The organism is Massilimicrobiota sp. An105, assembly GCF_002161155.1.
GTDB lineage: Bacteria > Bacillota_I > Bacilli_A > Erysipelotrichales > Coprobacillaceae > Allocoprobacillus > Allocoprobacillus merdigallinarum.
In genome coordinates, this window is sequence record NZ_NFLY01000009.1 from 59,714 (window position 1) to 72,151 (window position 12,438).

At 31.3% G+C, this 12,438-nt stretch carries 18 protein-coding genes; 15 read left to right on the plus strand and 3 right to left on the minus strand.

Translation table 11 applies throughout. The features are described from left to right. The first annotated feature begins 58 nt into the window (after positions 1 to 58). Positions 59 to 1,333, plus strand: coding sequence for an O-acetylhomoserine aminocarboxypropyltransferase/cysteine synthase family protein (locus tag B5E48_RS04015; RefSeq protein WP_087304167.1), 1,275 nt, complete (start codon positions 59 to 61; stop codon positions 1,331 to 1,333). Positions 1,334 to 1,374: 41 nt separating this feature from the next. Here B5E48_RS04015 and def read toward each other — a convergent pair whose 3' ends face one another. Both def and B5E48_RS04025 read right to left on the minus strand, forming a co-directional pair. Then, on the minus strand, positions 1,375 to 1,944 hold the full coding sequence (gene def, locus B5E48_RS04020) for a peptide deformylase (protein ID WP_087245914.1): 570 nt from the start codon (positions 1,942 to 1,944) through the stop codon (positions 1,375 to 1,377). A 73-nt stretch (positions 1,945 to 2,017) separates the two neighbouring features. Next, on the minus strand, positions 2,018 to 2,230 hold the full coding sequence (locus B5E48_RS04025) for a hypothetical protein (RefSeq protein ID WP_087245912.1): 213 nt from the start codon (positions 2,228 to 2,230) through the stop codon (positions 2,018 to 2,020). A 123-nt stretch (positions 2,231 to 2,353) separates the two neighbouring features. Here B5E48_RS04025 and B5E48_RS04030 point away from each other — a divergent pair, with 123 nt between their 5' ends. From B5E48_RS04030 to B5E48_RS04085, 12 genes are read left to right on the plus strand one after another with little or no spacing between them, the layout of a single operon-like run. After that, positions 2,354 to 2,614, plus strand: coding sequence for a UPF0223 family protein (locus tag B5E48_RS04030; RefSeq protein ID WP_087245910.1), 261 nt, complete (start codon positions 2,354 to 2,356; stop codon positions 2,612 to 2,614). Continuing rightward, positions 2,611 to 3,825, plus strand: a complete 1,215-nt coding sequence (locus B5E48_RS04035; RefSeq protein WP_087296623.1) for an FtsW/RodA/SpoVE family cell cycle protein — start codon at positions 2,611 to 2,613, stop codon at positions 3,823 to 3,825. Before B5E48_RS04030 ends, B5E48_RS04035 begins: the two co-directional genes overlap by 4 nt. Before the next feature lie 28 nt (positions 3,826 to 3,853). Then, positions 3,854 to 4,162, plus strand: a complete 309-nt coding sequence (ylbD, locus tag B5E48_RS04040; protein WP_191340905.1) for a spore coat protein YlbD — start codon at positions 3,854 to 3,856, stop codon at positions 4,160 to 4,162. Continuing rightward, on the plus strand, positions 4,155 to 4,337 hold the full coding sequence (locus B5E48_RS04045; protein ID WP_087245906.1) for a YlbE-like family protein: 183 nt from the start codon (positions 4,155 to 4,157) through the stop codon (positions 4,335 to 4,337). Before ylbD ends, B5E48_RS04045 begins: the two co-directional genes overlap by 8 nt. Before the next feature lie 9 nt (positions 4,338 to 4,346). Further along, a complete protein-coding gene (locus tag B5E48_RS04050) occupies positions 4,347 to 4,694 on the plus strand; it encodes a YlbF/YmcA family competence regulator (RefSeq protein ID WP_087245904.1) in 348 nt (115 codons plus the stop codon). A 10-nt stretch (positions 4,695 to 4,704) separates the two neighbouring features. After that, positions 4,705 to 5,265 (plus strand): 16S rRNA (guanine(966)-N(2))-methyltransferase RsmD, encoded by a 561-nt coding sequence (gene rsmD / locus B5E48_RS04055; RefSeq protein WP_087304168.1) that lies wholly within the window; start codon positions 4,705 to 4,707, stop codon positions 5,263 to 5,265. Next, the gene (gene coaD / locus B5E48_RS04060) at positions 5,262 to 5,735 is read left to right on the plus strand and encodes a pantetheine-phosphate adenylyltransferase (protein ID WP_087304169.1); all 474 of its coding nucleotides are present in this window, start codon (positions 5,262 to 5,264) and stop codon (positions 5,733 to 5,735) included. The genes rsmD and coaD overlap by 4 nt, the downstream gene beginning before the upstream one ends. Positions 5,736 to 5,754: 19 nt before the next feature. Beyond that, the gene (locus tag B5E48_RS04065) at positions 5,755 to 6,627 is read left to right on the plus strand and encodes an aspartate carbamoyltransferase catalytic subunit (RefSeq protein WP_087245898.1); all 873 of its coding nucleotides are present in this window, start codon (positions 5,755 to 5,757) and stop codon (positions 6,625 to 6,627) included. Beyond that, positions 6,620 to 7,897, plus strand: coding sequence for a dihydroorotase (locus B5E48_RS04070; protein WP_087304170.1), 1,278 nt, complete (start codon positions 6,620 to 6,622; stop codon positions 7,895 to 7,897). The genes B5E48_RS04065 and B5E48_RS04070 overlap by 8 nt, the downstream gene beginning before the upstream one ends. Beyond that, positions 7,898 to 8,656 (plus strand): dihydroorotate dehydrogenase electron transfer subunit, encoded by a 759-nt coding sequence (locus B5E48_RS04075; protein WP_087304171.1) that lies wholly within the window; start codon positions 7,898 to 7,900, stop codon positions 8,654 to 8,656. Then, on the plus strand, positions 8,649 to 9,569 hold the full coding sequence (locus tag B5E48_RS04080) for a dihydroorotate dehydrogenase (protein ID WP_087304172.1): 921 nt from the start codon (positions 8,649 to 8,651) through the stop codon (positions 9,567 to 9,569). Before B5E48_RS04075 ends, B5E48_RS04080 begins: the two co-directional genes overlap by 8 nt. A 45-nt stretch (positions 9,570 to 9,614) precedes the next feature. After that, positions 9,615 to 10,469, plus strand: coding sequence for a DMT family transporter (locus B5E48_RS04085; protein WP_087304173.1), 855 nt, complete (start codon positions 9,615 to 9,617; stop codon positions 10,467 to 10,469). On the opposite strand, the gene B5E48_RS04090 is transcribed toward B5E48_RS04085, so the two are convergent. Next, entirely contained in the window at positions 10,464 to 11,315 is an 852-nt protein-coding gene (locus B5E48_RS04090) for an NAD(P)-dependent oxidoreductase (RefSeq protein WP_087304174.1), read from the minus strand. The two genes, B5E48_RS04085 and B5E48_RS04090, sit on opposite strands and share 6 nt — an antisense overlap. A gap of 169 nt (positions 11,316 to 11,484) precedes the next feature. Here B5E48_RS04090 and rpsO point away from each other — a divergent pair, with 169 nt between their 5' ends. Together rpsO and B5E48_RS04100 are read left to right on the plus strand one after the other, a co-directional pair. Next, positions 11,485 to 11,751 carry a 30S ribosomal protein S15 gene (gene rpsO / locus B5E48_RS04095; protein ID WP_087245886.1) on the plus strand — a complete coding sequence of 89 codons (267 nt, stop codon included), beginning with the start codon at positions 11,485 to 11,487 and terminating at the stop codon, positions 11,749 to 11,751. A 162-nt stretch (positions 11,752 to 11,913) separates the two neighbouring features. Further along, positions 11,914 to 12,285, plus strand: a complete 372-nt coding sequence (locus tag B5E48_RS04100) for a hypothetical protein (RefSeq protein ID WP_087304175.1) — start codon at positions 11,914 to 11,916, stop codon at positions 12,283 to 12,285. The last annotated feature ends 153 nt before the right edge of the window (positions 12,286 to 12,438 follow it).

Below are 12,438 nucleotides of genomic sequence, written 5' to 3' on the forward strand. Positions count from 1 at the left end.
TAGCTTTTTTTTGTATTTTATTTGTGATACAATATCTTTCATAAAAGGGGGAATATGAATGTCAAAGAAATATCAATTTGAAACATTGCAGATACATGCAGGACAAAAACCTGATCCTGTAACAAAAGCAACAGGTGTACCACTTTATTTATCTAATGCTTTTACATTTGATAGTGCTGATCAGGCAAAAAATATTTTTGCCTTAGAAGAAGGTGGATATTTCTATTCACGTTTATCTAATCCAACGGTAGATGTTCTTCAACAAAGAATGGCTGCTTTAGATGGTGGTGTAGGAGCGGTAGCTTTTGCTTCTGGAACGGCAGCTATAATGGGGCTGATTATGACTGTCTGCCAAAGTGGTGATGAAATTATTGCTGCCAATAACTTATATGGGGGAACGATTGGTTCATTATCAGGAACAATGCAAGGAATGGGATTTATTTCTCACTTTGTCAATCCTCGTGATCTAAAGACAATGGAATCATTGATTAATGAGAAAACAAAAATGATTTTTGTTGAATCTGTAGGTAATCCTAATGGAGATATGTTAGATTTTGATGCGATTAGTGAAATCTGTCATCGTCATCATCTATTATTTGTTGTAGATAATACAACTCCAACGCCTTATTTATTTAGACCTATTGAACATGGTGCTGATTTGGTTGTTTATTCTACGACAAAATATATTGCTGGACATGGAAATGTTATGGGAGGAATCATTGTGGATAGTGGCCGTTTTGATTGGCATAATGAAAGATACCCATTGATGACAACACCTGATAAAGCTTACCATGATATTGTTTATGCTGATTTAGGACAAGAGGCTTTTTGTACAAAAGCTGTTGCGAAAACATTGCGAGATTTAGGTGGATGTATGTCGCCATTTAATGCGTATATGACTTTACTTGGATTAGAAACATTATCTTTACGTATGGATAAACATGTTGAAAATTCAAGAAATATTGCTGAGTTTTTACAAAATCATGAAAAAGTGGAATGGGTAAGCTATGCTGAGTTAAAAGGCCATTCATCATATGATTTATGTCAGAAATATTTTCCAAAAGGTTTTGGAGGATTGTTTACTTTTGGAGTAAAGGGTGGTTTAGAAGCTGGAAAATCAGTTATTAATCATATTCAACTTTTTACTCATGTTACAAATTTTGCTGATTCTAGAAGTCTACTCACACATCCTGCATCAACAACACATGCTCAAATGAGTGAAGAAGAAAGATTAGCTGGAGGAGTGCAACAAGGAACAATTCGTATTTCTGTAGGATTAGAGAATGTTGATGATCTGATTGCTGATTTAAATCAAGCATTTGATCAAATTTAATCAATAAAAAAGCCTTATGAAATAAATTCCATAGGGCTTCTTTATTCAACAATCATAGCATTAGGCAAAGGTGCCTTAGGATTGTTTTTATTGAAATGATCATAGAAAAGAACACCGTCAAAATGATCGAGTTCATGTTGTAAACAAATAGATAAAAATCCTCTTGCAACAATAGTGACATCTTGATGTGTTAAAACATCATATCCTTTGACAGTTACTTTTGCATGTCTAGGAACATATCCATCTTTTTCCTCATTGACACTTAAACATCCTTCACCATCTTTTAAATAAGATTGTTTTTCTGTATAAGAAACAATTTTAGGATTAACAAGAGCATAGTCATCGGCTTTTTTTATATTTCCATCCTGATCGTATGTCAAAACATGAATAGCACACATTCTTTTTAAAATACCTAATTGTACTGCTGCGATTCCAACGGCAGGACGTAATTGATATTTTTCAGAAAGCTCTTCATCTTGTGAATTCACAAGAAATTCATGCATATCTAATAATAATTGTTCGTCTTCCTGGCTAAGAGGCATCTCTACAGGTTGAGAAATCTCACGAATCAAAGGATGATGATCATCAATAATATCTTTCATTAAAATCATGTTGTTAATCACCTCGCCATGTATTGTATCATAAACGAAAAAAATATGCTAGAAATCTAGCATATTTTTTGGATTAACAAATTTTTGTGCATCCACAGATAATAAGCAATAAGAAGACAACTAAGACAATAGCAAACCAAGTGCAGCCATTATTGCAACTAAATCCACCACAACTTGTTGTCATGACTGGAAAACTGTTGCAGCCACCACATCCAAATGGATTAAATCCAAATGTTGGCATGAAGCTATTGCATCCACATCCTCCGTAATTATAACAAGAGTTCATTGAAATCCCTCCTTTCACTTTAAACTATTCTTTATTTACAAATTTGCTAGTGTTTCTACCCAATTCCTGTTTTATTTTTAATTCATATCATGTATAATATGAAAAAGATAGGAAGTGAAGAAAATGTACGATTATCCGTTGAGTCCATTTTGGGATACCCAAGATATTATTGATGTAATGTCTTTATATAATGCTGTTGAAAAAGCTTATGAAGAAGGTATTTCAAAAGATGAATTTATGACATGTTATCGTCGATATATAAAAGTTGTTGATTCAAAAAGTGAACAAAAACAAATTGATGCTGCTTTTGAAAAGGTTTCACATTATTCAATATATAAAGTTTTTCAAAAAGCTAAAGACAATGATTGGATTGACATGCGATGATAAATTTATTGAAAAGAATTTTTAAAAGACGTGGAGTTGATAAGACAGTTTATTTTTGTGTAGTTATTTTAACCATATATGGTATTGTGATGATTGGAAGTGCTTCAGTTGGTCAATCAGCGAAGATGGGACCTATGTATGCTTCGATGAATATGATTAAACAAGCTATTTTTGTGTTGGGTGGTTTTGCAGCAATGATTTTTTTAACACGTTGTTTTAAAAAGAGCTGGGTGAATGCCAATTCAACATGGATCTTTTATGCTATGGGTTTAGTTTTAATGTTAGCTTGTTTATTTTTTGAAGATGGAAAAGGTTCACATGCCTGGATTCGTATTGGCTCATTTACTATACAGCCTGCTGAGTTTATGAAAGTTATTATGATCCTTTTTCTGTCTTTCCATTTTGGAGAAATCGAAGAATATTGTCAGATTCCTCGAAATATCACAAGACAAAAAAAGGAAGAACTTCAAAAAAGAAAATTATGGTATTGTATACTTAGACCTATTTTAGCTATTTTTATTGCCTTTTTTGTTGGTGTCTTTTTACAAAAGGATATGGGAAGCTCTTTAATTATGGCGTTTATCTGTATGATGTTGTTTTTTATTACACCACGTCCATACTATACCAAATATAAAAAACTTGCTTTGATTTTACTGGTTATTGGTTTTATTCTTATATTGTTAAGTGCAACTTTCATATTAAAACCATATCAGTTAGGTCGTATTTATACCTGGTTAAATCCTTTGGGTGATATTGAAGGTGATGGCTGGCAATTAACGAATGCATTGATTGCTTTCGCGACAGGTGGTTTATTTGGAAAAGGGTTTGGATCATCAACTCAAAAGTATGGCTATATACCTGAATCACATAATGACTTTATTGTGGCCATTATTTATGAGGAATTAGGTTTGGTTGGTTTCATGCTGTTTTTAATTCCTTATGTGATTATTATATATAAGATGTTTCATTATGCATTAAGAATTAAGGATACAAAAAGTAAATTAATTCTTTATGGAGTAGGATTATATTTCTTTACTCATTTATTAGTGAATGTTGGAGGAGTTTCTGGCTTTATTCCTATGACAGGAGTTCCATTGTTATTGATTTCTTCAGGGGGTTCTTCAACTTTGGCAGCTATGATGGGATTAGGAATTGCTCAATCTATCATTGCAAAATATAATCGTGATCTTTTAAAAGAACAAATGGAATAAAATTGCATATGTTATTAATGGTGAGAATATGCAAATTGATGATTTTAAAGCTTTTGTGAAAACAATACCAGCTATTCGCGAAGAAGTTGTAAAAGGACGTTATACCTGGCAGCAACTTTATGAATTTTATGTTTTATATGGTGAAGATGACAAAATGTGGGAACCTTATAAACATAATAGGACAGACTTGACTGGGTTGTTAGATATTTTAAAAAATGTTGATTTAGATGCTCTTTCAAAAAGTTTTGAGGGGTTGCAAAAAATCTTAGATCTTGTTGGCACTTTTGTTGTTAAAGAACAACCAAAGTCTCAAAATAGGCAGTGGTACGATGATTAATGAGGAGTTGCGTCAATATTTAAGAATGCACCCAAAATGGTATTTGATTTTATCACGCTATCCTCAAGAGTTTCCAACACTTTTACGACAATATAAAGTAGAAAATAAAATGACTTTTGCTGACCGTATTGAAAGAGTAGGAACTTTATTACAGATGTTAGATATGTTATTGTAGGTGAAAAATATGTATGAAATGATTGATGAACTAATGGATGCTATTTTTAAAACAGAAGAATTTGAAAAATATAATCAGGCACAATGTCATTTGTATCATGATCAGACTGTTGCATTATTATCGAGGTATCAAAGTTTGAAGGAAGATTATTTAAAAATAAAAGACTATCCTGGAGATATTGGGCAACAGTCATTAAAAAAAGAATTACAGCAAGTTCAATATGAGATGAGTCAAAATTCTTTTATTCAGAATTATTATCAGGCTTATGATCAATTGAATGACTTGTTAGAAGAAGTCACATGTATTGTTTTTAAGAATATAAGTGATGATTTACAAATAGAACGTTTTCAGTTGTGAGGTATAATTCATGAGAGTCATTGCAGGAAAATTAAAGAGTCGTCAACTTAAAAGTGTTGATTCTAAATTAACACGACCTACAACAGATAAAAACAAAGAAAATTTATTCAATATGATAGGTCCTTATTTTCAAGGTGGTACATGTTTAGATTTGTTCGCTGGTAGTGGTGGGCTTGGAATTGAGGCTATTAGTCGTGGTATGGATCAATTGTATAGTGTTGATAAACAATATCGTGCTTTTTTAACAGTGAAAGACAATGTAAAAGCATTAAAGATTGAAGATGTTGTTCATATTTATAAGATGGATTATTGGAAAGCTTTATTAAAGTTTGCTCAGGAGAATATTTGCTTTGATTTGGTTTTACTTGATCCACCTTATAGTATGAAAGTTCATCAGAAAATATTAGATTTTCTGGTTGAAAATCATATGTTGAATGATGATTGTATTATTGTTATAGAAGATTTAAAAGAAGAAGACATTGATGTTAAAGAACCATTTATATTAAAGAAACAACAAATTTATGGGATTACATCTTTACAAATATTAATATATAAGGAGAATAAATCATGAATGCAGTATATGCTGGAACATTTGATCCGGTTACATGTGGTCATTTGGATATTATTGAACGTGCAAGTAAGATGTATGATGTTTTGTATGTCACTATATTTATCAATCCGCAAAAAACAACATTGTTTTCTCTTGAAGAACGTTTGGTGCTTTTAAAAGAGGTGACAAAAACTTACGCTAATGTTCGTGTGGATTTTAGTGATGATTTAGCAGTATCTTATGCTAAAAAAATGAATGCACCCATACTGGTACGAGGTTTACGTGCAACGATGGATTTTGAATATGAATTACAGTTGGCCTTTTCAAATCAATATTTAGATGATAGTGTGGATATGATTTTTTTAATGACGAGGCCTAATCATTCTTATATTTCTTCTTCATCAGTCAAAGAAATTGCTTCACACCATCGTTGTGTAACAGGCTTGGTACCACCGATTGTGGAAAAAGCATTACATGAAAAATTTGGGTAATATAAATAAGGGAGGATCTATGAAAAGAATTGTTGATTTAAATGAATTGTCTTTAGAACAGATTCAAAATATTATTGATGAGGCTATTGCTTTTAAAAATGGTAAAGTGATTGATTATCACCAAAAGAAAGTTGTTGCCAATCTTTTTTTTGAGCCATCAACAAGAACTCATTATAGTTTTGATATGGCTGCTGGTAATTTAGGTTGTCGTACTCAAAATTTTGAGGCTAGTAATTCAAGTTTAAAGAAAGGTGAAACTTTGTATGATACTTGTAAATTATTTGAAAGTATCGGTTGTGATGCTTTAGTTATTCGTCATCCTGAAGAAGATTATTTTAAACAGCTAGAAAAGCTTAATGTTCCTATTTTAAATGCTGGTGATGGTAAAGGAAATCATCCTTCACAATCTTTACTTGATTTAATGACTATTAAAGAAGAATTTGGACATTTTGAAGGATTAAATGTTGTTATTGTGGGTGATATTTTACATTCACGTGTCGCTCATTCTAATTATCATGTTATGCAAAGACTTGGTATGAATGTATATACTTCTGGACCATTGGAATATAAACAGGAAGGCTACAACTATGTTGATTTTGATGATGTTATTGAAGACATGGACATTGTTATGCTTTTAAGAGTTCAACATGAACGTCATGTTGGAGATGAAAATTTTTCTAAAGAAAAATATCATCAGATTTATGGATTATCTTTAGAAAGATATCAACGTTTAAAGGAAACAGCTATTATTATGCATCCTGCTCCTATTAATCGTGATGTAGAAATTAAAGACGAATTGGTAGAAAGTGAGAAGAGTCGTATTTTTACACAAATGCAAAATGGTGTTTTTGTAAGAATGGCAATGCTTCATAAGGTATTAGAAAATGAATAATTACTTATTAAAAAACGCTTATTTATATAATCAGGGTATTTTTCAAAAAACAGATATTTTAGTCAAAGATGGTTATATTGAAGAGATATCTTCAAATATCGAAAACGGTGATATGCCTGTCATTGATTTACAAGGTAAGTTGGTTTCACATAATTTTATAGATATACATACACATTTAAGAGAACCAGGATTTGAACATAAAGAAACAATTCATACAGGAAGTTTAAGTGCATTGTATGGTGGATATGGTACAATTGTAGCTATGGCGAACACAAATCCATGTATGGATGATATTGAAACAGTTTTAGATTTCAAACATAGGGTTGAACAAGATGGTTGTGTTAACATCTATACATATAGTGCAATCACTCAAAATCTTCAAGGTCAGAAATTAGTAGATATGGCACGTCTTATTGATGAAGATATAGTCGTAGGTTTTTCTGATGATGGTAAAGGTGTTCAAAGTGATGAGATGATGGAATTGGCTATGCAGTTGGCAAGTAATTTCGATTCTATTATTGTCGCTCATTGTGAAGATGAAAGTGAGCTGCATGGTGGTTGTATACATGAAGGACGTTATGCTAAAGAACATCATTTAATAGGTATTAATAGTGCTTCAGAGTATAAGCAGGTAGCAAGAGATTTAGAGATAGTTAGGCAATATCACAATCGTTATCATGTTTGTCATATTTCTACAAAAGAAACTGTAGCTTTATTAAATGAAGCTCAAAAAGAAGGTTTATCTGTATCAGGTGAAGCTTCACCACATCATTTAATTTTAACAGAAGACAATATTCAAGATTGTCATCCTAATTTTAAGATGAATCCACCACTTAGAAGTCAAGAAGATCATCAGGCACTTATTCAAGGACTCAATGATCGAACAATCACAGTTATTGCTACTGATCATGCGCCACACGCTAGAGATGAAAAGAATACATCTATTCAAAATGCACCGTTTGGTATTATAGGTTTACAACATGCATTTCCATTATTATATACTTATTTAGTTAAGAAAAATCTGGTTTCTTTAGAAACAATTCTAGATGCTTTAACAGTTGGACCAGCTCAAGTTTTACATTTTGACTGTCAAGTTCAAACTGGTTCTTTAGCTAATTTATGTATTTTTGACCTTGATCAATCTTTTACGATTGAAGAAAAGGACTTGAAATCAAAATCAGCCAACACACCATTTTTAGGAACAACATGTTATGGTCGTATTTTTGCTAATATTATGAATGGTGAATTTATAAATTTGGAGGAAAAATAAATGGAAAACTATCAGGGAATAATGACAATTGTTTCTAAAAAAGAACTTGTCAAAGATGTATATGAAATGGTTTTAGAAGGTGAAGCTGCAAAGTTCATTCAAACACCAGGACAATTTATTAATGTCAAAATTAATGACTCATTACAGCCTTATTTAAGAAGACCTATGAGTATTTGTGATTATGATGAAAATCATATCACTATTATTTTTAAAGTTGTTGGAGAAGGAACACAGATTCTTTCACAGAAAAATATTGGTGATACTTTAGACTGTTTAACAGGACTTGGAAATGGCTTTTTAGATTTTCAGGCTCAAAAGGCAGTTGTGATTGGTGGAGGATTAGGTGTGCCACCGATGTATAATTTAGCAAAAACTTTAAAAAATCATGGTGTTGAAGTTCAGGCTGTACTTGGATTTAATAGTCAAAATGATATTTTCTATCAAAAGGAATTTATGGACATTTGTCCTACATATATAGCAACTATGGATGGAAGTGTTGGCGTTAAAGGGACTGTTATTGATGCTTTAAAAGAAAATCATATTGAATTTGATAAATATTATGCTTGTGGACCTGAAAAAATGCTTGATGCTTTGGTTTTAACATATCCTGAAAATGGTTATCTTTCATTTGAAGTGCGTATGGGATGTGGTTTTGGTGCTTGTATGGGATGTTCATGTAAAGTCAAGACAAAACCATATAAACGTATTTGTGTTGAAGGACCAGTGTTAATGTCAAGTGAGGTGATTGTCAATGGCTAATTTAAGAGTTAAATTACCTGGATTAAATATGAAAAATCCAGTTATTCCAGCAAGTGGAACATTTGGTTTTGGATATGAGTTTACAAAATTTTATGATATCAACTGTTTAGGTTCGATGATGTTAAAAGGAACAACTTTAGAACCACGTTATGGAAATCCTTTACCAAGAATCGCAGAGGGACCAAGTGGAATGTTAAATGCTATTGGTTTACAAAATCCAGGTGTGGATGCAGTGATACATGAAGAATTAGAAAAATTACGTCCATTATACAATGATAAAGTTATTGCTAATATTGGGGGTAGTGCTATTGATGATTATGTTGAAACTGCTAAACGTCTATCTAAACATGATATGGTAGGGGCATTAGAACTTAATATTTCTTGTCCTAACGTACATGCGGGAGGAATTCAATTTGGAACTCATCCGGACATGGCTGCCGCAGTGACAAAGGCTGTAAAAGCAGTGAGTCAAAAACCTGTTTATGTAAAACTTTCTCCAAATGTCACTGATATAGTTGCTATGGCAAAAGCAGTTGAAGCAGCTGGAGCAGATGGAATTACAATGATTAATACAATGATAGGAATGCGTTTTGATATCAAAACAGGAAGACCAATTATTGCAAATAAAACAGGTGGATATAGTGGACCAGCTATTTTTCCAGTAGCTTTACGTATGGTTTATCAAGTGACTCAGGCAGTGTCTATTCCTGTTATTGGAATGGGTGGGATTGCCACTGGTAAGGATGCTATTGAAATGATGATAGCAGGAGCTAGTGCAGTGGCTGTAGGTTGTCAAAACCTTGTTGATCCTTATGCTTGTCCTAAAATCATTCAGGAAATGAATGATATTTTGGATGACATGGGTATTGAAGATATTCATGAGATTATTGGAAAATCACATCAATATAAATAATGATTGAAATATATGAAAATGGACATACTAGAAATGGTGAATAGTATGTCCATTTATTTTCAACTTTTTTTAGCAAGCTTTTTTTGGGGAAGTAATGTTATTGTTATGAAATTATTGCTGAATCAGCTTCCTTTTTTATTTTTAGCATTTTTAAGAGTCTTATTATCTTTTTTATTTTTAGGTTTATATATTTGTTTTACTCATATTCCTTTACATTGTCCAAATAAGAAGAAATTAATCATTATTGCACTTCTATCTATATATTTAAACTTCTATTTTACTTTCTTGGGTATGAATCAAGTAAAAGGGGTAGATAATGCATTTATGAATGCTTTATCTCCAACAGTAACTTTCTTATTATCATTTCTTTTTTTAAGAAATCATTATACCTTTAAAGAATGGATAGCTATGTTTTTATCATTATTTGCTTTTTTACTATCTATTCATTTTCAAATTTTTTCAATACAGATTGGATTCTTTTATCTTCTGCTTGGTATGATTCTCTATATTTCTGGTAATATTCTTATTCAAAAATGGAATATTTCTCATAGTATAAGTTTTACTTTTTTTGAATTATTATTTGGCTCTCTTTTTTTATTTGGACATTGTTTGTTAGATGGACAATTGAGATTTTATCAGTTAAGTTCGTTAAATATATGGGACTGGATTTTATTTTTGGTTATTTCTGGTCTAGGGTTTGCTTTTATACAAATCACTTATATGAAAGCTATTCAACAAATCGGTGCTGTTCAAACAAGTTTCTTTTTAAGTTTAAATCCTGTGTTTACTTATATAGAATCCTTAATATTTTTAAATGAAAGTTTTGATTTGATGCATTTTATCAGTTTTTTATTATTAATGCTTTCTTTGATTATGATACAAAAAAAGAAAACTTCATGAGTTTTCTTCGTAATAGTGTATGAGAGCCTGTGTTCCTAGATTGTCTTCTTGAAGACTTTGATACATTTGTAAGACAGTATTTAAGACAGGAAGTTCTTGATGATCCATTTCCTCTTTAGCAATTTTTAAATCTTTGATAAAATGCTTGATATAAAACCCTGGCTGAAACTGTTCATCAATCATCGCTTGTCTATTATGTTCTAACTGCCAGCTGGCAGCGGCACCTTTGGTAATACATTGCATCAATATATCCATATCTAATTGATGTTCTTTGGCATAGTGAATGGCTTCACTGACACCTGCAATGGTTCCAGCAATCACTATTTGATTAGCCATTTTGGTATGTTGTCCCATACCGCTTGTTCCTACATATAGACTTGTACCTAGGATATCTAATATTTTTTGAACTTTTTGAAAAGTTGTATAGTCTCCACCAACCATAATAGAGAGTGTTGCATTTTTGGCTCCTAAATCTCCTCCAGATACGGGAGCATCTAAACTTTCTAACTGATGTGCTTTGGCATCGTTATAAATTGCTTTTGCAAGTTTTGGCGATGATGTTGTCAAATCTATAAGAATAGCTCCTGGCTTTGCATTGTTTATGATTCCTTTTGGACCATAATAAATATCTTTAACATCATGAGGGTAGCCTACCATTGTCATAATTATGTCTTGATTTTGTATACAGTCATAAACACTGTCTTTCCAGGTAATACCAAGATCTATTAAATCTTGTACCTTGCTTTTAGTACGTGTATAGATAGTTACATCATATCCAGCGCTAGTAAGATGTTGAACCATAGGTTTACCCATAACGCCAACACCAATAAATGCTATTTTATTCATGAAATATCCTCCTTTGAAATATTTTATAAATTCTTTTCATGAAAATCAATAAATAACTTGACTTTTCCTATGCTTTCTTTATAATTACAAATGCGGCTATATCTAGGATATAAGAGTCCTCGACCTATTTCTTGGACATAGCTAAGTCAAATAAAAGGAGGAATAAATAATGTTAACTAAAGAAGAAAAAACTGCTATTATGAAAGAATACGCAACTAAAGAAGGAGATACAGGTTCTCCAGAAGTACAAATCGCTGTATTAACTGCTGATATCAACAAATTAAATGAACACTTTAAAGTTCATAAAAAAGATTATCATTCAAACAGAGGTCTTTTAAAGAAAATCGGTAGAAGAAGAGATTTATTAAAATATTTAAAAAATAAAGATCTTGATAGATACACAGCATTAGTTGACAAATTAGGATTAAGAAGATAAGGATATTCGAAATGAATATCTTTTCTTTTTGTAAATAAAAATAACAGAAATATCATTTTCAATCATAAATTTTGTTAATCATGTAATCAAATGTTGAGCGTCTATGTTTTTTTGAAATCAATCATTTTATAATAAGTTCGTCAAATGAAGGAGGACGACAATATGAGTAAGGAAGATATTATTCAAGAAGCAAAAGACGCTTATCAAAAGGTATTTAAAGATCAGGAAAAAAGAAATAGTCAGGATGAAGAAAATGAAGTTATTTTCAATCAGACTGAATTAAAAAAAGAAATTCAGGAAATGAAAGAAAAAGAAGAACAAAAACATAAAACTTTAGAAGCTTTACGTCATTGTATTCATGAAAAAGCTGAGGAATCTTATGAAAAGACATTTCATGAAAATACAAATAAACATATTCCATCTCATCAGAAGATGGACACACAAGTAATGTATGGACAACTTCAAAGTGAAAAAGAACATCTGACGAAAATGGTTAAAGAAATGAAGGATAAGGAATTATCAAAGCATAAATAGTGAAAAGATGACTTCGGTCATCTTTTTTTATGAATATGGTGAAATGAAAAACTAAATTCCACTTTGTATATTTAAATTCAACTCTTCTTGTGGGAGTTGAATTTCAAATTGCAAAGTGATTTTTTGTATTATAAAAATCACCTTCAGATATTG

Excerpts from the sequence above, each read along its gene's own strand:
- B5E48_RS04090 (WP_087304174.1), bottom strand. The coding sequence starts at position 11,315 with ATGAATAAAATAGCATTTATTGGTGTTGGCGTTATGGGTAAACCTATG.
- B5E48_RS04080 (WP_087304172.1), top strand. The coding sequence starts at position 8,649 with ATGGCTAATTTAAGAGTTAAATTACCTGGATTAAATATGAAAAATCCA.
- B5E48_RS04070 (WP_087304170.1), top strand. The coding sequence starts at position 6,620 with ATGAATAATTACTTATTAAAAAACGCTTATTTATATAATCAGGGTATT.
- rsmD (WP_087304168.1), top strand. The coding sequence starts at position 4,705 with ATGAGAGTCATTGCAGGAAAATTAAAGAGTCGTCAACTTAAAAGTGTT.
- B5E48_RS04100 (WP_087304175.1), top strand. The coding sequence starts at position 11,914 with ATGAGTAAGGAAGATATTATTCAAGAAGCAAAAGACGCTTATCAAAAG.
- rpsO (WP_087245886.1), top strand. The coding sequence starts at position 11,485 with ATGTTAACTAAAGAAGAAAAAACTGCTATTATGAAAGAATACGCAACT.
- B5E48_RS04045 (WP_087245906.1), top strand. The coding sequence starts at position 4,155 with ATGATTAATGAGGAGTTGCGTCAATATTTAAGAATGCACCCAAAATGG.
- B5E48_RS04030 (WP_087245910.1), top strand. The coding sequence starts at position 2,354 with ATGTACGATTATCCGTTGAGTCCATTTTGGGATACCCAAGATATTATT.
- B5E48_RS04025 (WP_087245912.1), bottom strand. The coding sequence starts at position 2,230 with ATGAACTCTTGTTATAATTACGGAGGATGTGGATGCAATAGCTTCATG.
- def (WP_087245914.1), bottom strand. The coding sequence starts at position 1,944 with ATGATTTTAATGAAAGATATTATTGATGATCATCATCCTTTGATTCGT.
- B5E48_RS04065 (WP_087245898.1), top strand. The coding sequence starts at position 5,755 with ATGAAAAGAATTGTTGATTTAAATGAATTGTCTTTAGAACAGATTCAA.
- coaD (WP_087304169.1), top strand. The coding sequence starts at position 5,262 with ATGAATGCAGTATATGCTGGAACATTTGATCCGGTTACATGTGGTCAT.
- ylbD (WP_191340905.1), top strand. The coding sequence starts at position 3,854 with ATGCAAATTGATGATTTTAAAGCTTTTGTGAAAACAATACCAGCTATT.
- B5E48_RS04050 (WP_087245904.1), top strand. The coding sequence starts at position 4,347 with ATGTATGAAATGATTGATGAACTAATGGATGCTATTTTTAAAACAGAA.
- B5E48_RS04075 (WP_087304171.1), top strand. The coding sequence starts at position 7,898 with ATGGAAAACTATCAGGGAATAATGACAATTGTTTCTAAAAAAGAACTT.
- B5E48_RS04015 (WP_087304167.1), top strand. The coding sequence starts at position 59 with ATGTCAAAGAAATATCAATTTGAAACATTGCAGATACATGCAGGACAA.
- B5E48_RS04035 (WP_087296623.1), top strand. The coding sequence starts at position 2,611 with ATGATAAATTTATTGAAAAGAATTTTTAAAAGACGTGGAGTTGATAAG.
- B5E48_RS04085 (WP_087304173.1), top strand. The coding sequence starts at position 9,615 with ATGTCCATTTATTTTCAACTTTTTTTAGCAAGCTTTTTTTGGGGAAGT.